This is a genomic window from Oceanobacillus sp. FSL W7-1309, assembly GCF_038002145.1.
Taxonomy (GTDB): Bacteria; Bacillota; Bacilli; order Bacillales; family Amphibacillaceae; genus Oceanobacillus; species Oceanobacillus profundus.
The window spans coordinates 1,087,460-1,108,167 of the sequence record NZ_JBBOBX010000002.1 but is presented as its reverse complement, the minus strand read 5'-3'; the positions used below and the strand labels follow the sequence as shown (position 1 = coordinate 1,108,167).

General features: G+C 36.3%; 21 protein-coding genes. 16 read left to right on the top strand and 5 right to left on the bottom strand.

Features of this window, described 5'->3' with window-relative positions; all coding sequences use genetic code 11:
• Window positions 1–238 precede the first annotated feature (238 nt).
• Both NST46_RS18200 and NST46_RS18195 read left to right on the top strand, forming a co-directional pair.
• Entirely contained in the window at window positions 239–1,942 is a 1,704-nt protein-coding gene (locus NST46_RS18200) for a methyl-accepting chemotaxis protein (RefSeq protein ID WP_340001830.1), read from the top strand.
• A gap of 416 nt (window positions 1,943–2,358) precedes the next feature.
• The gene (locus tag NST46_RS18195) at window positions 2,359–3,069 is read left to right on the top strand and encodes a hypothetical protein (protein WP_095307364.1); all 711 of its coding nucleotides are present in this window, start codon (window positions 2,359–2,361) and stop codon (window positions 3,067–3,069) included.
• Between the two features lie 285 nt (window positions 3,070–3,354).
• On the opposite strand, the gene NST46_RS18190 is transcribed toward NST46_RS18195, so the two are convergent.
• Window positions 3,355–4,539 carry a site-specific integrase gene (locus NST46_RS18190; protein ID WP_341137556.1) on the bottom strand — a complete coding sequence of 395 codons (1,185 nt, stop codon included), beginning with the start codon at window positions 4,537–4,539 and terminating at the stop codon, window positions 3,355–3,357.
• Window positions 4,540–4,917: 378 nt separating this feature from the next.
• On the opposite strand from NST46_RS18190, the gene NST46_RS18185 reads away from it, so the two are divergent.
• From NST46_RS18185 to NST46_RS18170, 4 genes are all read left to right on the top strand, one after another.
• The gene (locus NST46_RS18185) at window positions 4,918–5,571 is read left to right on the top strand and encodes a hypothetical protein (protein WP_341137555.1); all 654 of its coding nucleotides are present in this window, start codon (window positions 4,918–4,920) and stop codon (window positions 5,569–5,571) included.
• A gap of 35 nt (window positions 5,572–5,606) precedes the next feature.
• Window positions 5,607–5,810: a hypothetical protein gene (locus tag NST46_RS18180; RefSeq protein ID WP_341137554.1), complete on the top strand. Its 204-nt coding sequence runs from the start codon at window positions 5,607–5,609 to the stop codon at window positions 5,808–5,810.
• Between the two features lie 49 nt (window positions 5,811–5,859).
• Window positions 5,860–6,123: a hypothetical protein gene (locus NST46_RS18175; RefSeq protein WP_341137553.1), complete on the top strand. Its 264-nt coding sequence runs from the start codon at window positions 5,860–5,862 to the stop codon at window positions 6,121–6,123.
• Between the two features lie 177 nt (window positions 6,124–6,300).
• The gene (locus tag NST46_RS18170) at window positions 6,301–7,539 is read left to right on the top strand and encodes an IS256 family transposase (protein WP_251661683.1); all 1,239 of its coding nucleotides are present in this window, start codon (window positions 6,301–6,303) and stop codon (window positions 7,537–7,539) included.
• Between the two features lie 43 nt (window positions 7,540–7,582).
• Here NST46_RS18170 and NST46_RS18165 read toward each other — a convergent pair whose 3' ends face one another.
• A complete protein-coding gene (locus NST46_RS18165; RefSeq protein WP_341137552.1) occupies window positions 7,583–8,197 on the bottom strand; it encodes a hypothetical protein in 615 nt (204 codons plus the stop codon).
• A gap of 103 nt (window positions 8,198–8,300) precedes the next feature.
• Here NST46_RS18165 and NST46_RS18160 point away from each other — a divergent pair, with 103 nt between their 5' ends.
• Window positions 8,301–8,486 carry a hypothetical protein gene (locus tag NST46_RS18160; RefSeq protein WP_341137551.1) on the top strand — a complete coding sequence of 62 codons (186 nt, stop codon included), beginning with the start codon at window positions 8,301–8,303 and terminating at the stop codon, window positions 8,484–8,486.
• 206 nt (window positions 8,487–8,692) lie between these two features.
• On the opposite strand, the gene rpsD is transcribed toward NST46_RS18160, so the two are convergent.
• Window positions 8,693–9,295 carry a 30S ribosomal protein S4 gene (rpsD, locus tag NST46_RS18155; RefSeq protein ID WP_095307362.1) on the bottom strand — a complete coding sequence of 201 codons (603 nt, stop codon included), beginning with the start codon at window positions 9,293–9,295 and terminating at the stop codon, window positions 8,693–8,695.
• 479 nt (window positions 9,296–9,774) lie between these two features.
• Complete coding sequence (locus NST46_RS18150) at window positions 9,775–10,257, bottom strand: GAF domain-containing protein (protein WP_095307361.1); 483 nt, start codon at window positions 10,255–10,257, stop codon at window positions 9,775–9,777.
• A 377-nt stretch (window positions 10,258–10,634) separates the two neighbouring features.
• Between NST46_RS18150 and refZ the strand changes: the two genes are divergently transcribed.
• The 6 genes from refZ (at window position 10,635) to NST46_RS18120 (ending at window position 17,881) form a co-directional block, all read left to right on the top strand.
• Window positions 10,635–11,267: a forespore capture DNA-binding protein RefZ gene (gene refZ, locus NST46_RS18145; protein ID WP_118889043.1), complete on the top strand. Its 633-nt coding sequence runs from the start codon at window positions 10,635–10,637 to the stop codon at window positions 11,265–11,267.
• 330 nt (window positions 11,268–11,597) lie between these two features.
• Complete coding sequence (gene ezrA / locus NST46_RS18140) at window positions 11,598–13,292, top strand: septation ring formation regulator EzrA (RefSeq protein WP_341137550.1); 1,695 nt, start codon at window positions 11,598–11,600, stop codon at window positions 13,290–13,292.
• 117 nt (window positions 13,293–13,409) lie between these two features.
• Complete coding sequence (locus tag NST46_RS18135) at window positions 13,410–14,549, top strand: cysteine desulfurase family protein (protein WP_341137549.1); 1,140 nt, start codon at window positions 13,410–13,412, stop codon at window positions 14,547–14,549.
• A gap of 7 nt (window positions 14,550–14,556) precedes the next feature.
• On the top strand, window positions 14,557–15,759 hold the full coding sequence (gene thiI, locus NST46_RS18130; protein WP_095307355.1) for a tRNA uracil 4-sulfurtransferase ThiI: 1,203 nt from the start codon (window positions 14,557–14,559) through the stop codon (window positions 15,757–15,759).
• A 152-nt stretch (window positions 15,760–15,911) separates the two neighbouring features.
• Window positions 15,912–16,109 (top strand): alpha/beta-type small acid-soluble spore protein, encoded by a 198-nt coding sequence (locus tag NST46_RS18125; RefSeq protein ID WP_095307354.1) that lies wholly within the window; start codon window positions 15,912–15,914, stop codon window positions 16,107–16,109.
• Between the two features lie 182 nt (window positions 16,110–16,291).
• Window positions 16,292–17,881 (top strand): amidohydrolase, encoded by a 1,590-nt coding sequence (locus tag NST46_RS18120; protein WP_341137548.1) that lies wholly within the window; start codon window positions 16,292–16,294, stop codon window positions 17,879–17,881.
• A gap of 51 nt (window positions 17,882–17,932) precedes the next feature.
• Here the strand turns inward: NST46_RS18120 and NST46_RS18115 are convergent, their stop codons facing one another.
• Window positions 17,933–18,733 (bottom strand): NAD kinase, encoded by an 801-nt coding sequence (locus tag NST46_RS18115; RefSeq protein WP_340001833.1) that lies wholly within the window; start codon window positions 18,731–18,733, stop codon window positions 17,933–17,935.
• 215 nt (window positions 18,734–18,948) lie between these two features.
• Here NST46_RS18115 and NST46_RS18110 point away from each other — a divergent pair, with 215 nt between their 5' ends.
• The 3 genes from NST46_RS18110 (at window position 18,949) to tpx (ending at window position 20,594) form a co-directional block, all read left to right on the top strand.
• Complete coding sequence (locus tag NST46_RS18110) at window positions 18,949–19,473, top strand: DUF2953 domain-containing protein (RefSeq protein WP_251660017.1); 525 nt, start codon at window positions 18,949–18,951, stop codon at window positions 19,471–19,473.
• The gene (gene ytfJ, locus NST46_RS18105; RefSeq protein WP_095307349.1) at window positions 19,473–19,943 is read left to right on the top strand and encodes a GerW family sporulation protein; all 471 of its coding nucleotides are present in this window, start codon (window positions 19,473–19,475) and stop codon (window positions 19,941–19,943) included. Before NST46_RS18110 ends, ytfJ begins: the two co-directional genes overlap by 1 nt.
• 150 nt (window positions 19,944–20,093) lie before the next feature.
• Window positions 20,094–20,594: a thiol peroxidase gene (gene tpx / locus NST46_RS18100; RefSeq protein ID WP_341137547.1), complete on the top strand. Its 501-nt coding sequence runs from the start codon at window positions 20,094–20,096 to the stop codon at window positions 20,592–20,594.
• Window positions 20,595–20,708 lie beyond the last annotated feature (114 nt).

Here is a 20,708-nt window from a genome sequence, read left to right as displayed (position 1 = left end):
ATAGACCTCAAATTCTTGAGAGACAAGGATTTGAGGTCTATTATTATAAGGAAATAAACAGTTATCATAATAATTAGAATGGTTAATTCTCTGTAAAATTAGGATAACCACTTAAACTATTTTTGAAGTAATACGATATAGAATAGAAAGAGCTATATATTTATCAAGTTGATTTCGGAAAAGGAGTCAATAGAAGAAATATAGTAGACTACTATTATATAGAATGGGGTATCACAGCATGAAGAAGTTTTCAAACCTATTTAGTTTTAAAACCTTACGAGCTAAAATATTATTTTGCTTTTCTGTTGTTATTGTTTTAACTATCCTTTTAAGTGGCTTTACCATTTATTCGATTAATGAAATAAACAGTGATTTAGAGGGGATAATCGATACGGAGCTTGAGCTGTTAATTGTAGACGAAGGGCTAGCATATGATATGGTCGAGCGTGAGAGTTTGATTCGTGGGTATTTATTATTTGATAGCCAACAATATAAGGATGATTTTCAAAATGGAATTGAAGCAAGCATTGCTTTAGAGAATCGTGCATTGGAGTTAAGTGATTCAGATGAGCTGCAAGTATTAATCGATAAAAAAATAGAGTGGGGAACGTTAACAGATGAGGTTTTTGCTGAATTCGAAAATGGGAATGAGGAAAGCGCAACAGAAATCATGGAAAATTCCGTACAGCCACTCGGTAATGAATTAATTGCTGGTTTTAATGAATTGGCGAGCGAAAGAGAAGTCATTATACAAGAATTAGGAGATACGGTAAAAGCAAACGGAGATTTCATCATGATCCTTGGGATTGTTATTTCCGCGTTAGTTATCGTTTTAGGCATTATCGTTGCCATCGCTACAGCTGCATCCATTACTAGACCTTTACGGATGGTAATGAATCGCATGCAATTAGTTGCTAATGGTAACCTGAATCAAGAGCCGCTTCAGGCAAAAACTACTGATGAGATTGGTCAGCTTGTAACAGCTACCAATGATATGAGTGAAAGCATGCGAAACATTATGGTTAAGATCAATGATGTATCTACCACTGTAACTGCCCACAGTGAGGAGCTTACACAATCAGCGAATGAAGTACGTTCAGGAACAGAGCAAATATCCACTACGATGGAGGAATTGGCATCCGGTTCAGAAACGCAAGCAAATCAGTCAGGCGAAATATCTAGCATGATGGCAATCTATACAAAGCAACTAGAGGAAGTAAATGAAAATGCAGACCAAGTACAAGGGGAGTCTAGCCAAGTAATACAGATGACTAGTGAAGGTTCTACTTTAATGGACTCATCCATGAATCAAATGGAAAGTATTGATACCATTGTGCAAGATGCAGTACAAAAAGTACAAGGTTTAGACGTTCAATCTCAAGAAATTTCGAAGCTAGTAGTTGTGATTCGGGATATTGCCGATCAAACAAATTTATTAGCTTTGAATGCAGCTATTGAAGCGGCGAGAGCTGGTGAACATGGGAGGGGCTTTGCTGTTGTTGCAGATGAAGTCCGAAAACTTGCAGAACAAGTCGCGCATTCCGTAACAGATATTTCCGGTATCGTGGATAATATCCAAAATGAATTTAGTATCGTTACGACTTCACTAAATAGTGGATACGAAGAAGTTAAACATGGAACACAGCAAATACGATTAACAGGAGAAAAATTTACAGGAATTCAAAAATCGGTAAGTGAAATGATAGACAATATAAATAACATTACTGCAAATGTTTCTGAAATAGCATCAAACAGTCAGAAAATGAATCATGCCATTCAAGAAATCGCTGCTGTATCTGAAGAATCAGCAGCAGGTATTGAGCAAACATCAGCATCTTCACAACAAACAAGCAGTTCAATGGAGGAAGTTGCAGGAAGTGCAGATGAATTAGCTAAGTTAGCAGAGGAATTGAATGGGTTGGTAGGGCAGTTTAAGCTATAGATGGTTGTTAAAACAGGGTCGTTCTACTGATGGTGAACGATCCTGTTTTCTGGTTGTAGCTCAAGGACATTTTTATTTGTAAATGAAAAATGGTTACAAAGAACACTTTCGTTTGTCATTAAAATTTTAGTTCATTTTGTAATAGTGAAAGATGATTTAATCTCAATCTGGATACCAGGATTAGCAACATTAATAATTAATATTTCAATAGGCACTGTCTTAACTACATTAGGTAACATTGCTTGAAGATATGAGGGATAATAGCAGAAAAATAGCATAAGCATCTGAATAACCTTCAATTTTAAAGGATTCAGCAGGAAAAGAGAAACATTGTTACCAAAGAATAGTTGAAATAAAAGCAAACTGGTAATTCTAAGATTGTTTGTCGAAATTTAATAGTTGAGGAGGAAGTGTATATGAATTCCGGGTGGACAAATAAAGATTGGAAATGGCTAACAAGTATTCTCGTTGCAGTTATAATACTATCTATTTCTTTTTGGCTAAGTGATTACAGTATTAATTTTAATATAATTTCCAGTTCCGTGTCTATAGCTTTAGCTATAGTTGCTATATCAATGTCCATGCAACAAAGTAAAGATAACCAGCGTACCTTAACATCTGTAGCTGATATGAGAAATGAAGTAATAAATCATATAAAAGATGTAGGTATAAAAGTAGATAAAATATCGATGACCGATATAACAGATTTGGTCCAAATTCTGGATAAAAAAATGAACGATGGTGGTGGTAAGGAAAAACAACACGAACAAGATAAACAAGAAAACGTAGTGCAAGGAGAAAAAACAAAAACATCAAAAGAGGAAGAGGAGAAGATAAAATTATACAACAAGTTTCTGGAATTTAGTACATTAGGTGAGAGTAACCGCAAATATAAATACCAATTTAAAATTCGAGTAGAGAATAGTGAAGAAACAATGGAATTCATAAGTAAAGTTATTGCTAAACATTTTAAAGGTGAAAACATCCTATACAACAAAGTGGGAAAGTATGAATATGAATTTGTTTTTGTTTCAGATATTCCAGAATTATATTTACTAGGTGATTGGATAAATACAGTATTACAACATCAAAGCACAGAAGTATTAGGAATCTTTCAAATAGGATAACTTAAGACACCTTAAAAAGAGGTGAACGTTTTAAAATTGCTCACATGTATCGTCTCATGTTATTGATTGGCGCCTTTCTACAAAATATAGGGAAAAAACGCCCAAAAATCACCAACTTTAAATACATTAATCTACACTATAAAAAAAAGAAAACCCCTAGAACACTTGATAAAACAAGGTTTCTAGGGGTTGAAATACTATTGAATATTAGCACTTGGCTTAACGAGAGTAGAACTCTATTGTATTTTAAAGCCTTATATATCAACGTTTGTGAGGTGTTTTATCCTAATTAGCCCCACTTTTAGCCCCATTTAAGAGAGCTTCACTAAATGCAGCTACTGCTTTATCCTCTAATTCTTTAAAGGAATGGGAGTACACATTGTAGATCATTTCAGGTGTGTTCCCTAATCTGTCAGCAACAGTTTTAGCAGGTGTACCTATATTTATTAACATGGTAGCATGTGTATGACGTAAGCCGTGTGGAATAATCTCCTTGATATTTATTTCATCTTTTTCCAGTTGTTTATATATGCGTCCAAATAAATATTTTGAAGTATTAGCTCCCATTGGTGTCCCACCCTGATGTGAAATTAACACATACTCGTTTTTCTTATCGAGTTTCATACCATAAGAAAATTTTGTTTCAATACACCATTTTTGATAAACTTGTAATTGGTTAACTACAATATCATCTATACCTATGGTCCTGTAACTGTTTTTTGTCTTAGGTGGGCGGTCTCCGTATCTATCCCTTGTACAATCAACTGTTACAGTTTTTTCTTTTAGATTAATGTTTTTCCACTTTAACCCTAGAACCTCTCCTTTCCTTAACCCAGTGTAGGCTAGCAGCAAAATGAATGTGTAATTTGTAATGTTCTCATGCTTTTTGGCCACATTCAAGAAAATACTCAACTCTTCAGGGGTAAGGAAGTTTTCAAGTTCATCGTCCTGTTCAATAGCAATTTTATTAAACCTATTACGTGGAATTATTTCATCTTCCACAGCTGCATTGATTGCGATCTTAAACAGACGGTGAAATAAAGCTACAGTATTAGGTTTGTATTTCTTCGACAGCTCATTAATATACTCTCTTACATAAGTTGTCCTATCTAATTTACATAATTTATATTTGCCTAGAAGAGGTTTCATTTGATACTGAATAGCATTTTTCCTTTGGAGTTGAGATGTGACACCCCAACCTCGATTATAAGTTTCATACCATATATCCAACCATTGTGAGACAGTCATTTGATCATGCTCGACTTGTTTTGATTGTCCATTTAAAATAGCCGCTTTCACTTCAATTAATGCTTTTAGTGCATCCTTTTCGGCTCTAAAGCTGCTTTTCTTTTTCTCTTTTCTCTTACCTAAGTCATCATAATATTTATGACGATACATCCATAATTTTTCTTTATCTTTATTGAAGTAATAATATACTTCAGGATCCTTCTTTGATTTAATTAATTTCATTTGTATCACCCTTCTTTACGCGGACAGGCGTTATCGGGAATACAATGTTTTTACACCACCTCCTTAAATATTTATAAAGGCTCCCTAAGATTGTGTTATAGTTCTTCTTCACGAGATAAAAAGAGAGCATCCAAGTAGGATCTAATTAATTGCTTATCTTTCTTTGTCATTAGGTGGTCTTTTCGTTGATAACCAGGAGTATTTTGATAAGATGAATGAAGTCAGACAATCATTGGTAGAAGGGGAATATTATCAAGTGCCGGGCTTAGTTGAAGAAGCTAAAACTCTTAGAGAATCCGAATAGGGTTCTTTTTTACAGAAAAAAAGGATTACTGTAATTCTCTGTCGAATTATTAGGTAAATGGGAGGTGGAACAGAATGACTATTTGTGTTATTACCTGTGTTCCTGATGGAATAGTTATGGGGATAGACAGTAGACTAACTGAGAATATAACGTACCCCGATGGTCGATTAAGTCAAAAAATATTATCAGATACACACCAAAAAATCTGGATGATAAATAAAAATGTAGGTCTAACGGCACATAATACGTTTGATTATATGGGAAAAGATTTAAATGTGATTATTGATGAATTTATAGAAAGCAACGTTAAAGAAGATGATCAAGTATATTTAGTTGCATATAGGTTTTATGGGTTTTTGCGAAAGTATTATCCCACATTAGAGACTCAATTTTGGTTAGCTGGTTATGAGGAAGATGAACCTTATGTTATTTATATTCATAAGGATGAAAATTGTAGGAGAAACATTGAAAATGGGAAAATATCTTATGAAACACATTTCGGAGGAAATACAAAAATCGCTTTTGGTTTATGGGAAAAAATTAGACCTAAATTTAATAAGATGTCATTAGCTAGGGCTATAGAGTACGTTGAATTTAGTATTGAAGCAACGATAAAAAGTTTATCATTCAGTAACTCTTATTCAAACTGTGGTGGACAAGTTAATATTCTGGTTATTACTAAAGAGAGCGTAAGATTTTATGAAGAAATACAAGACGTTACCCAATGATATCTGTAAAAGTTGTAGTAAAGGGGAAGATATGAATGGAGTATATTACAGATCTTGCAATCCCTATTTTAGGTGTTTTAATTGGTAGCTGGATAACTGTTTGGATTTTTAAAAAATCTGAAGCGAAGAAAAAAGCTGAAGAAAGACTAAGTAATTTAAATAAATTGATGAAATTAACTAATTCTCTCTGCTTGCAATCAAGTGAAATATTGTTTCAGTTTAATATTAGAAAAATTTGAAGATGCAGAAAGTGCCCGTTTGTTTTTTAATGAAAAATTATATGATTACATGGTCGAATCTGTGTTTTATGCAATTTATGTTGATGAAGATGTATACAATAAAACAGTGTTATTTATTGAAACGTTTGATAAACACTTTAAAAATATAGGTGAGCCTGTTAAAAATCGCGAAGAACTCGGGAAGGAACTTGGTTCTAGAATCGAGAATTCATTAAACCAAGTAATGATAGACGGATATTCACTTCTTAAATTATGTGACGAAAAAAGGTCAGATTATCTTATTAAGTTTGGAAAGAAGTATATTGATAAATGAGGTGATTAATATAATAAAAGGGATTAGATTTGAAGCGTAATGTCAGATCCTATTTAGAAAATGCATACGTAATGTGGGAGTGTAATATTAACTGTGTAAGTAAGAATGCGTACGGTTCTTGCTTACACATTTTTTTAATTTTGATAGAATGGAATTAAATTGATAGGAGGTTATGTAATGACGAAGTCAAAGCGAGACCCGAAATCAGTTAAGTTGGCAAATAAAATTATTGAAGACTATCAACCAGAGTCAGTTGAAGATATGCAAAATGCACTCAAAGATATATTTGGTCCTATGTTTGAAACAATGTTAAAGGGCGAGATGAATAACCACTTAGGATACGATTCGAATGATAAAGGAGAAAAAGAAACCGAAAACAGACGCAATGGGTATGGAAAGAAAACGATCAAAACAGCTTCAGGAGAAGTAGATATTAATATGCCCCGTGACCGTGACGGTTCCTTTAATTCTGAACTGATACCGAAGCGTAAGAAGGATGTTTCTGCCATTGAGGGTAAAGTGATCTCCATGTATGCACGTGGGATGTCGCAGCGTGATATTTCATCAACGATTGAAGATATTTATGGTTTTTCAGTATCTCATGAAATGATATCCGATATTACGGATCAAGTGCTTCCTGAACTGGAGGATTGGCAAACCAGACCGTTAAGTGACTGTTATGCATTTGTTTTCGTAGATTGCATGTATACAACCATCCGCAATCAATATGAGGCGAAGAAATATGCTGTCTATACGATTCTGGGTTACACAATGGAAGGGAATAAAGAAATCCTTGGCTTATGGTTAAATGAAACGGAAAGCAAACACAAATGGATGCAGATTTTCGATGAAATCAAGGCGAGAGGTGTCGAAGACATTTTCTTTATATCCATGGATGGTGTGAGTGGTTTGGAAGAAGGAGCACGTGCGATTTTCCCTGACGTAATCGTTCAACGATGCATGGTTCATTTGATTCGTAACTCCGTCAAATATGTTCCCAGCAAGGATTATAAAACATTCACCAAAGCCTTAAAGAAAGTTTATGGTGCGCCAAGCCACAAGGCTTGCCTAAGTGCCTTTGAATCCTTTCAACAGCAATGGGCTGCTTATCCAGGGGCAATTGATGTTTGGACAAGAAACTTCCACCATGTCGAGCAGCTTTATGATTATGGAAGTGCCATTCGTAAAGTTATGTACACCACCAACGCAGTTGAAAGCATCCATTCCAGCTTCAGAAAAGTAACCAAAAAAGGAGCATTCCCTAACGAGAACGCTCTACTAAAAGTATTATTTTTACGAGTCAAAGAACTCGAAACCAAATGGGAAGGTGGCCATATCCAAAACTGGGCAATGGTTATGAACCAACTACTTCTCCATGGAAATCTAAAAGAGAGGGCTTTAAAATATCTTGAGTAAGTTTAGAACTTACACACTTTATTTGACAAACCCAGAGATCAAGTTAAAACGATCTCTCTTTTTCTTGTTCATTAGAATATTTTTTTATAAAATCTCTATAACTCATCTTTTCTTTTGAATGAACCATTACTATATGAAATAACTTTTCCGCCAAAGGTTTCTTTAATTCACCTAGTAGTTCATCTTCTCCAAAGTCGAAAATAATTGATAGCAGAGTCTCCCTTTTCTTGTTGTTTACTTCCTTGAAATGCTCAGCATTATCCATTATGTCTTTTTCAATAACTAAATATTGTTTAATTGATAGTTCGTTTACTTTTATACGTAGCTCAAGCTCTCGTTGTTTATTGTTCAAATTATGTAGTGTATCTTTAATATTTTTAAATTCTTTTTCATTCTCTTCAATATTTTGTTCAAGCTTATGTTGGTTTTCATTTATACCTAATAAGTTATAATTTTGAATTAAATTTGATAATAATTCTTCTTTTGCAGATTTAATTATTACTTCTTGATCTCGGTTGTTTATTCTCCATTGGAAAAATGCAAAAACGGCTATAATTAATGTAAACAAAACACCAACTATTGTAAGCATAGTGCTTTGCATTGATATTAATCTGTCAATCTGGTCATATAGATGTTGAATCATACTTTCTTCGGTCATAGATATTCCCCCAAATCAATTTTAACTTAATTATACCAATTATTAGGTTTTATTGTAGGACATTCGCCAAAAGCGGAGAATAGATAAGAAAGGGGGGATATATTTGCCATTACCAGAAGGAAGATCTAAAGATGATTATGAATTGGTTGAACTTAAAGGAAAGCACGGTTTGATAAATTTAATGGTTCCAAAGTGGGAAGCAACTCAAGAGGAAATTGATAATGTCTATAGAACAGTTGCTGATGTAATGATAAATGTTTGGAAAGAAGAACAAAGGAAAAAGAAATAGCAGAGAGTTGTATCTCTGCTTTAATCTTGGCTTATGAGACGAACGCCTGTCCACATTTCATATTAATATTTAGCCCCAATCTAGCCCCAAACAGATACATTTATATACATTTCTTTACAAAGCTGAATAAAATAAAAAAAGCCCCAAAACCTTGATTTAACAAGGTTTCTAAGGCTTTAAATACTACGTTATAAAATACAATCCGCTTAACGAGAGTAGAACTCAACGATAAGTTGTTCGTTGATTTCAGCTGGAAGTTCAGAACGCTCAGGTAAACGAGAGTAAGTTCCTTCCATTTTCTCAGCGTCAAATGTAGTGTATTCAGGTACGAAGCTGTTCACTTCAATTGCTTCTTTAACGATATCAAGCTTTTGTGATTTTTCACGTAAGCTGATTGTTTGACCTGTTTTTACAGAGTATGACGGAATATCTACGCGCTTGCCATCAACTAACACGTGACCGTGGTTAACTAGCTGACGTGCTTGTCTGCGTGTGCGAGCAAGACCAAGACGGAAAACTAAGTTATCTAGGCGAGATTCAAGTAAGATCATGAAGTTTTCACCATGGATACCTTTCATTTTACCAGCTTTGTTGAATAGGTTGCGGAATTGACGTTCGTTTAACCCGTACATGAAGCGAAGTTTTTGCTTCTCTTGCATTTGCAAGCCATATTCAGACATTTTTTTGCGTTGAGTTGGTCCGTGTTGACCAGGTGCGTAAGGGCGTTTATCTAATTCCTTACCAGTACCAGTTAATGAAATGCCAAGACGGCGTGATTTTTTCCAGATAGATCCAGTATAACGTGACATAGGACATATCTCCTTTATGTTTTATTTGCATAAAATAAAACGAGCGTGTCCGGGTCGTTGTTCATTTTGTTTTCATGTACCATCGCTCCAGCAGCAGAGAGTTACACGATACACCTTGGGAGGCTAGTGCCACCGCGAAGGAACAAAATGAGTGCAAGCGTCGGTTCACTTAGGCTACTTAATTATTTTACACAAAGGATAGTATATAATTATTAGAGATGAAAGTCAAGGAGAAATTGCAAAATAAATGAAGGCAGGGAGTAAATCAGGCTATGAATGCTGTTTCTGGTAAAAAAGCTGATATTCAAGCAAAATTGGCTGATAATCAAGAGAGAAAAGCTGATATTCAGGTAATAAAGACTGATGTTCACTGATGTTCACAATTAGCCGTACAATAAATTGTCCCAGCACTGAGTCGATCCTTTTAGTAAAAACAAAACTAGCAGCTTGGATTTGCTGCTAGTTTTGTTATACTAAGGTTATTGTAAATGCTTTTCTAAAGTAGTAACAAATTTTTCTAAGTAAGTTTGATCGATTTCATCAAATCGATTCTTAATAGGGCTGTCAATATCAAGTACACCGTATACTTTATCATTGATTATGATTGGTACTACAATTTCCGATTGGCTCGCACTGTCACATGCGATATGCCCTGGGAATTGATGGACATCGGCAATGCGTTGTGTTTGTTTTTCTTTTACAGCAGTACCACAGACACCTTTACCGAAGCCGATGCGAATACAAGCTGGGAGTCCTTGGAATGGGCCGAGTACAAGTTCATTATCCTTCCAAACGTAAAAACCAACCCAGTTTACCTCTTTTAAGAATTGATTTAATAGTGCTGATGCATTGGATAAAATAGCAACCTCATCCTTCTCACCATCTGTTAAAGCATCTAATTGTTTAATTAATAGTTCGTAACTTTTTACTCTGTCGTCTGAATAAGTTGTAGCCTGAAACAAAATAAATTCCCCCTTTCTAAATTTAAAAAATACAAGTTCTTACGTCCAGCTCCAGCGCCCAGCGACTAGCGAGACTTCCCTCACCTCCGTACGATAAAGAAGACTTGCCGACTGGCTGTGCCAGAGGCTTAGTCGCACTTATACCCTTGTGGTGAAAGTCAACATCGGCTTCCTACGGTCGCCGTGTTTCCTTTATCTCCTGCGTAAGAATGTTCGACAAGTCGAACCACCCCAAAGTACGGGGCGCAGTCCGTACGTCGCTAACCAGGCGCTTCTGCTTTTGTGCAATTTCGACATGCATACAATTTTTGTCGAGCGAAAATTGCAGGAAAGACAAGGTTCTTTGTCGTATTACTGATGTAAGGAGATGAGAATTAATGAAAAAGAACCCAACCAAACAAAAAGTAATTGAGGCAGCGTCTTCCCTGTTTTTCCAAAAAGGTTTTCATGGAACTTCCGTACGTGATATAGCAGATAAAGCAAGTGTTAACGTGTCATTGATCAGCTATTATTTCAAAAGCAAGCAAGGTCTTTTGGAATATGCCGTTACGAATTATTATGAAGAATACCTGAAAACAGTTGAAGAATCATTGGAAAATGCTGCTAATCTATCTCCATTAGAAAAGCTGAATGGACTAATTTTTACTATTATACAGTATAAACAAACTAATCATCAATTGACATGTTTCATTCAACGCGAGCTATCTTTAGATTCTGTATTCGTTCGAGAGATGGCTGTTACGTATTTGGCAAAGGAAAACTTTTATATTAAGCAAACGTTCTTTGAAGCGTTAAATGGTAGAGTAAAAGGAGATACACGTGAGTATATGCTAATGCAATTGAAAGGACTCTTAATAACGCCTTACATTTTACACAACGATTGGAAGGAACAAGTTGTCGGGGCGTATTCACATCAAGCTTTTGTAAGGAAATATGTTAAAACAATGCAAAATTGGCTTGATTTTATAATTGAGGGAGCTTCCACGAAACGGAATCAATTTATAAAATGAAGCTTTATTCATTGGGACCCTCCATATTCAATGGCTTTAGTTCCCGCACTTTTAGATATGAGGGTATTACAGCACGATGATGTGTGGAAAAAAACAGAACTGAACCGCTCCAGTTTTTTTATCATATTGTGATAAAATGAAAAAACGTGGCGAATCTGCAATTAATTTGTATTTTTTTAGCCAAAAATGCTCATTCCATGGTATCATATGTAATATATTTACGAAATGAATATTCCAATAAAAAAATAAGACCATTTATAAGTGATTTTTTTATAGAAATAGAACTTTTGACAGGGAAACCTCTTATTGAAACTGGTTGGGAGGCATAGTATGGGGTACATCATCGGAGCGATTTTAGCAATCATCGTATTAATTATCATTGGACTTATTTACCGGAAACGAATTTATGACAGGGTGGATCAATTAGAGAGCTGGAAGATGGATATTATGGAGAGAAATGTCGCATCCCAGCTGAGTAAAATTAAGAAGCTTAATTTATCCGGAGAAACGCAAGAGAAATTCGAATCATGGAAAGAGCGTTGGGAATACATCATTACAAAAGAACTTCCAAACATAGAAGAACATTTATTTGATGCGGAAGAAGCGGCTGATCGATTCCTTATCAAGAAGGCAAATGCGGTCTTGAGTAAATTGGAAGGGACACTTCAAGGAATAGAAAAAAGCATTGAAAGTATTTTAGGTGAGTTGGATGAATGGCTTAAAACCGAGGAATTAAGCAGGCAGGAAGTTGCTGATTTAACACCAGTGTTGAAGGCGTTACGGAAGAAACTTTCACAAAGTCGCTATCTCTATGGAAAAGCAGAACTTCAGTTTGATAATAAGCTGGATGAGCTGGAAGACAAATTAGCTTCTTATCATGAATTGGTTGAGGCTGGTGACTATATGGAAGCGAGCCAAATTGTTCAACATGTAAAAGTTGAACTAACCGAATTAGAAGGGATTCTGAATGAATTTCCAGCAATCTACAAAAAATGTAAACACGATCTTCCTTCTCAATTCGATAATTTACTTGCAGGGATTAAGGAAATGAAAGAAGACGGTTATCGAGTCGAGCATCTTTCCTTAGAAAAAGAAATCTATACATATCAGGAAAGAATTTCGGACGTGCTGGAGCAGCTGGAAGCTGGTGACATGTCTGAAGCAGATGGACTCATCTCGGAAAGTGAAGAGAGAATTAAAGAAATGTATGAGCTTTTGGAGAATGAAGCACATGCGAAAAATTATCTCGAAGCACATATTCCTGAATATGAAAATTCCCTCGAAGAGCTTGGAGCAACTTTCGACGCGACGAAAATCGAAGTGGAAGAAATAAAAAAAGCTTATTATGTTGAAAATAATGATTTAGAACGATTTTTATCAGTTGGTAAGACAATTGCCAAGTTAAGTGAACAATTACAAAAGCTATCTGATAACATGGAAGAAGAAGGAAAGACGCATACAGAGTTACGTGAGCAGGTAGAGGATGGCTTTAAGAAAATAACAGAACTAGAAGAGAAGCATAAAGAGTTTAAGAAAAGCATCCATAATTTACGCAAAGATGAGATGGAAGCTAGAGAAAAGCTTGCTGAGATGCGAAATCAAATTACGTACCTGAATCGCCGGTTAAAGAAAAGCAATATTCCCGGTGTACCAAACTTTATTTGGTCAAGTATAGAGACGGCTGTTGCTAAAAACGGTAAAGTTATTGAAGCGTTAGAGAAGCAGCCATTGGACATGGCGGCTGTACAGCAAGCATTAACAGAAGCGCAAAGTTCCCTGGAGCAATCTGCAGAACAAGTAGAAATTATGTTAGATCAGGCATATTTAACAGAACAGGTTATTCAGTATGCAAACAGATACCGAAGCAAGAATTCAGAACTTGCTGCTAAACTGAAAGAAGCGGAGCGTCTTTTCCGTGCGTGTGAATATGAATTATCACTTGAAAATGCAGCAAAAGCTATTGAAGAAGTAGAGCCAGGTGCTTTGAAGCGAATCGAAGCAAACCAAACGGCTGTTAATAGCTAATAACAAAGGTATTCCGCATAAGCGAATGAGGGCTGTCTTTAAGAAACGTTATTCAGTTTCTTAGGTCAGCCTTCCCTTTTTGTTTTTGTACTATCTATAAATGAGGAGTTTAATGAAATGATTTATTTAGACAACAGCGCAACAACAAAACCACATCCATCCGTGCTGGAAAGCTTTCAGCAAGTATCCAGCACGTACTTTGCTAATCCTTCGTCGATACATCAATTAGGTGGAACTGCGGAGAAGCTCCTTTTGACTGCGAAAAAACAAGCAGCAGACATAATTGGAATCGGTGTGGATGAGGTTGTATTTACTTCTGGTGGAACCGAAGGGAATAACACAGCGGTAAAAGGGATTGCCCTCGAGCATCAAGGGAGAGGAAAGCATATTATCACATCTTCTATTGAACATCCTTCGATATATGAGACATGTCAAAGCTTGGAAACATTAGGGTTTGAAGTTACCTATTTACCAGTAGATGAAAACGGAGTTGTATCTGTAACAGAATTGGAAAAAGCAATTCGTAACGATACGATTTTAATAAGTATTATGCATGTCAATAATGAAACAGGCTCAATCCAACCTATAGAAAAAATAGGTGAAATTGCAAAGAAATACCCGAAGCTATTCTTCCATGTGGACGCTGTTCAAAGTATTGGCAAGGTCCCGCTCAAGTTAAAAAATAGTGGAATTGATATATGTACCTTTTCTGGTCATAAGATTCATGGTTTGAAAGGTACTGGTATGCTCTATATAAACAATCGCACCAAACTGTTCCCGCTCCTTCATGGGGGAAATCAAGAGTACTCCATAAGATCAGGAACGGAAAACCTCGCTGGTTCTGTTTCGTTTGTAAAAGCATTACGTATAATAAAAGAACGTGAAAAAAATGAACACCATCATTTATTAAACATGAAAAACTACTTGTACGACGAATTAAATGAGATGGATGGAGTAGAAGTAAACACTCCGGAACTTGCTGCAGCTCATATTGTTAATATGTCTGTACCGGGTATTAAACCAGAAGTAATTATTCATATGCTTGGGGAACAAGAGATTTATATCTCGACGAAATCCGCTTGTTCATCTAAACTGAAGGATGAGAGTAAAGTATTAGCTGCTTGCGGTTATGGGCGTGAACGAACAACAACTGCATTACGCGTAAGCCTATCCTATGATAATACGATGGAAGAAATGAAGTTGTTCATTCAAGCATTAAGTAAAGCAATCAAACAATTTAAAGAAGCAATGGAGTAGATTATCTATGCAATATGATCATATATTAATTCGCTATGGTGAAATGTCATTAAAAGGTAAAAACATTAAGCAGTTTATTATTCGCTTGCAGGAAAATATTCAAGCGAAGCTAAAAGACTTTCCAAATGTAAAAGTTAAACGAACTCAAGGAAGAATGTTCGTTCTTTTACATGGAGAAGATCCGAAACCAATTATGGACAAGCTTCAAAAGATATTTGGCATCCACAGCTTAAGCTTGGCCATTATGGTGGACAATGATTTAGAAAAAATTAAAGAAGCAGCATTGTACGCGTTGAAAGAGAATACAGATGTAAAAAAATTCAAAGTGTCTGTTAAACGTATTAATAAAGATTTCCCTGTACGCTCACAGGAGCTTAATCAAATTCTTGGTGGACATTTATTAAAAAACACAGAAGATATTCTTGTTGATGTTCACCAGCCTGATTTGGAAATAAAGGTGGAAGTTCGATTAGAAGCAACGTATATTACTTCCAGTGTAATTCCTGGTCTAGGAGGGCTACCTGTTGGAACATCAGGAAAATCACTTTTGCTTCTTTCGGGTGGAATTGATAGTCCGGTTGCAGGCTATCTAGCGATGAAGCGTGGTGTACAACTAGAAGCAATTCATTTTCACTCTCCACCTTTTACGAGTGAACGTGCGAAGCAAAAGGTATTGGATCTGGCAAAACAGCTGACGAAATATGGAAAAGCGATTAAAATTCATATCGTACCGTTTACGAAACTGCAGCAAGAGATTTTCCGTGAGATGCCTGACGAGTATGCGATGACCATCATGAGACGGATGATGTTCCGTATTAGTGAACGCGTATGCGAACAGGAGTCAATTCTATCACTGACAACAGGAGAAAACCTCGGCCAGGTAGCAAGTCAGACGATGGAGAGTATGCACGCAATAAACGAAGTAACGAATTATCCAATCATACGTCCGTTAGTTGCGATGGATAAGCTGGAAGTTATTTCGATTTCACAGGAGATTGGAACATACGAAACCTCAATACTGCCATATGAGGATTGTTGTACGATTTTTGTACCAAAGTCTCCAAAAACAAAACCGAAGCGGGTAAAGATCAATCATTATGAATCAAAGCATGATTTCGCAGCATCGATTGAAGAAGCAATCGAAAATATCGAGACCATAACGGTTTACGACAAAAAGGATATCGAAGAGTCCTTTAGTGATTTGTTTTAGTGTGTGTTCTCCTCGATGTGTCATTTTCACCGGGATTTTGAACAACCGCTTTTAACAAATATTAGACAGAACTAACAGGAAATACCAATTTTATTTCTGCATGTTTTCCCTCCAGGTGACACATTCTATAAGTACCAAGGAGGTGAACTAACATGGCGACAAACAATTCAAACCAATTAGTAGTTCCTGGTGTTCAACAAGCACTAGATCAAATGAAGTATGAAATTGCTCAAGAATTTGGTGTACAACTTGGTCCAGACACAACTTCTCGTGCTAACGGTTCTGTTGGTGGAGAAATTACGAAACGTCTAGTTTCAATGGCTGAACAACAGTTTGGTGGTATGCAATAACAATAATTAAATAAAATTGGCTGGAGCTACTCTTGAATTCAAGAGTAGCTCTTTAGTATTATTCGAGGCTAACATTTTTAGGCATTTCTAAACTTGCAAGCAAAAAATGTTGCTTGCATTTTCCACTACCAATGCGTAGAGTTTTAAATAATCGAATACTTTACAGATCTAGGGGGAAAAACATGGGAGTGTTATGGTTTGGTGGACAGATTTATACGTTGGAAAATGAAGGAGAAGCTGTTGATGCAGTCTATACTGAAAAAGATGCAATTAAGGCAGTTGGTACATATGAGTCGATACACAAGCAATTTGATAAACAAATTGAGCATGAAATAAATCTTCAAGGTAAAACGATGCTTCCTGGATTTGTTGATAGTCACCTGCATATCATTGGTCATGGTGAAAAGCTATTACGCCTGGATTTATCACAAATGAAGTCAGCAAGTGATGTCAAAGCTGCATTAAAGGGAAGAGTAGCGCAGCTGGCCGAGGGAGAATGGCTAATAGGAGAAGGGTGGAATGAAAATCAATGGGATGATCCAGTAATCATTCATAAATCAGAACTCGATGCAATCTGCCCAGATAACCCAATGATGCTTACTCGTGTTTGCAGACATGCATTGCTTGCTAATTCCAAGGCGATGGAGCTAGCTGGTGTTGATAATACAACCCCAGATCCAGATAGCGGAATAATAGTACGAGACGAACAAGGGGAGGCTACAGGATACTTTCATGATGCCGCACAAGACATCATAAAAGGAATGATGCCGGAAGTAACGGGGAGCTATTTAGAAAATGTAATTAAAATAGCGGTAAATGATCTCGTATCAAAAGGATTGGTTGGTGGCCATACGGAAGACCTTTTTTATTATGGAGGTTTCAAAAAAACTTTGGACGCATATTATCGTGCAATACACACTTCTAATAAATTTAAGGCGCATTTGCTAGTTCATCATGAAGTGATGGATGAATTATTTGCAGCAAATCTAGGTTTTAGGAGCGGAACTGAGTATGTTGAACTCGGAGCCATTAAGATTTTCTCTGATGGGGCTCTCGGGGGAAGAACAGCATGGCTCAGCCAAAGCTACTGTGATGATCCAGAAAATAGGGGTGTACCAATGCATACGAAGGCAGATCTGGAAGGACTTGTTGCAAAAGCAAGATCCCGTGACCTACCAGTTGCAATCCATGCGATCGGTGATCAGGCACTAGAAGAGGTAATAGCTGTTATTGAAAAATATCCAATACAAGGGGAAAAGCGAGATCGGATTATTCATGGGCAAATTTTAAATGAATCCACATTGCAAAGGCTTAAATGTCTTCCGGTAGTGGTTGATATCCAGCCGACATTTGTTGCCTCCGATTTTCCATGGGTTATTGAACGAATTGGGTATCAACGTCTTCCACTTGCCTATGCTTGGAAAACTTTACTCGATAATCACATAAGGTGTGCAGGTGGTTCAGATGCACCTGTAGAGCAGGTAGATCCCTTGCTTGGTATAGAAGCAGCAGTACGGCGTCAGTCTACATTTGATGGGAATATATACAACGGCGCTGAACAATTATCAGTCTTTGAGGCAGTACATCTATATACAACCGGCAGTTCATATGCTATCGGAAGGGAATCATCAAGAGGATTTATTAAAGATAATTACAAAGCAGATTTCACTATTTTAGAAGAGGATATTTTTCAAGTAAAAGAAGATCAGATTCATGCGATTCAAATTGCGATGACAGTTATTGATGGGGACATTGTTTACAGTCGTATGTAGCGTATCCAAAAATCCTTCTCGGGAGATAACGAGAAGGATTTTTTTAAGCTTTTATAAAAATGTTCGTTTTACGCGATCCCAATAAGAGTTATTTTTCAATTTTACGGTTTTGATGACGCAATCGTCCATCGTAACCTGAATATTATCGATTTGACGAATTGGATGTGCTTCATTATCGAGACTAATAATTGGATAATCATTTCCTGTTTGAAGTACATTAAGTCTTAAATGACGATTCTTATTTAAAATGAATGAGGAACCAAGTGTACGATACTGATTATTATTCAATGACGCAACTTCAGAAATTTGAAAGCATGCTGTTAATGGGTCAATAACGGCACCGTTGGCAGATTTCGTGTAGCCGGTGCTGCCAGTAGGTGTAGCGACAACTAGACCATCACCACGGAATGTTTCAAAATGGTTTCCATCAATTTCTACATCCATTACGATTGTTTTTACAATTGTCGAACGAATGGTTACCTCGTTAAGACAATAAAAGGAATTGCCATCATTAATCTGTGCTTTAATAATCGGAAATCGTCGTACCTCTAATTCATCATGTTGAAGGGAATGGAGCATCTGATCAAAGTTATCAATGTTGAAATCACAATATAACCCAGATTGCCCTTCACGCGTGATTCCAGTATAGAGACAGTCCTGTCTGAAGCCTGTTTTTCTCACAGCTTGCAGGAACGCACCATCACCGCCAACGCTCACGATAAGATTGGCATCCTTGTGGTTATCAACGATAGTGAATCCGTTTTCAATAGCTAAATTTTGTAAGGTTTCAACTTTATCATCTGTTTCTCCGTCTCTATTATAATAAAAAAACATGTTTCTGCGATTGTCCATTACTAAACCCTCCAATTGCTACCATTTTCTTTATCATAGCACTCCTTTTTTTAATATCCTAATAATCAGGCATTAAAACGTTTAAAAATATTGTAAATGCTACAGACTAGTGACAAAAGATTGTGTAAGAAAGTTGGCACGATATGCTGCTTATCATTTTACTGGTAATTATTCTGTTTTTATGGCTAATATTCCTATCTCATGTTTACATTTCCATGCAGTACATTTATGACCAGACGAAACAGCATGTTACTGTTTCTGTATTTATTTTGCGAATCAGATTGTATAAAAAATACTACGATCTCTCCAACATCAATGAAAAATCGAATACAAGCAGTGAAACTGATTTGAATTTCTTTTCAGGAAGAATAAAATCGTATCATCAAAAACTTCAAAAGGTTGACCAGCTTTTAAATACTGTTCTAAAGCCAATTTGCTTGCGTCATTTTACATGGAGTACAGTTGGGGGTACCGGAGATGCAGCTCTTACCGGCATCATGATTGGGGGGATATGGACAATTAAAAATACTGTGAGTCTCTATTTAATAAACAAATTACAATTGAAATGTAAGCCAATTATTCATGTTGAACCTAATTTTCAACATCGATTTTTATATACAAATCTAGATTGTATGTTATCGATGCGTTTAGGGAAAGCTATGTACGTTTTTACAAAGCGGAAGAAGTATCTTCAATTGATGAAGGAAGCTTTACAAGCTGATAAAGGAGGAAATGAATAATGGAAGAGCATCCAATACAAGGTTTAATGACAACAGCAATGGAGAATCTACAGAAAATGGTGGAAGTAAATACGATTATCGGAGACCCAGTTAAGTCGTTGGATGGGAGTTTGATAATCCCTGTATCGAAAGTAGGTTTCGGTTTTGCTGCTGGAGGTAGCGAATTTAGCCCGAATCAATCTAATGGTGACGCAGAGGCTACGCTGCCGTTTGGAGGTGGAAGTGGGGGAGGAGTTTCAATTACTCCAGTCGCCTTCTTAATTGTTAACGAGAAAGGCATTAAAATGGTTCATATGGATCAGCATATTCAACTGTACGAAAAGATGATAGACTTTGCTCCTCAAGTAGTTGATAAGGTGCAACAGTTCATGAAAGAATCTGCTAGTTCAAAAAAAGATAATAATAAAGAGGAAAAAGCAAAACAAAAAGATGAGCGACATGGGGATGGCCCGCTTCAATTTGATATCTAGAATAGGTTTTATCTCAAACTATTTTGGGTAATTGTATGATGAATGCCTCGTTCACATAAATTTAACAGTTTTTCAGCTCGAATTATTGGACAGGCAAAGTGGTTATCTTCATAATAATGGTAGGTTTAAATAAAGGGAGGAATACAAACGATGGTAAATGTTACTTTTAAGCAGGAGCCTGTTACGTTAGTTGGTACTGAGGTTAAAGTAGGAGATAAAGCTCCTGATTTTAAAGTGTTATCCAATGATTTAAAAGAGGTTACGTTAAAGGATTATAGTGGAAAAGTAAAATTAATCAGTGTTGTTCCTTCTATTGATACTGGCGTTTGCTCCGAGCAGACAAGACGCTTTAATGAAGATGCAGATAAGTTAGATAATGTTGTTGTCTTAACGATTAGCATGGATCTGCCATTTGCTCAAAGTCGCTGGTGTGCTGCTAACGGAATTAAGAAAGTTGACACACTATCAGATCATCGCGATGCAGATTTTGGCCAAAATTACGGTGTATTAATGAAGGAATTGCGACTGCTTGCAAGAGCAATCTTTGTCGTTGATTCCAATGATGATGTCAGACATGTAGAATACGTTGAGGAAGTATCTACACACCCTGACTACGAAGCAGCATTGAAAGCTGCTGGTGAAGCAGAATAAAGAAAGGAAAATCTCTCCCGTTTTACGAGGAGAGATTTTCCTGGTAAAGGCTTGCTCAACAGTTCACCAAATAGTCTTTTTTTAGAAAGATAAAAAGTAACAGTGAGATTTTTT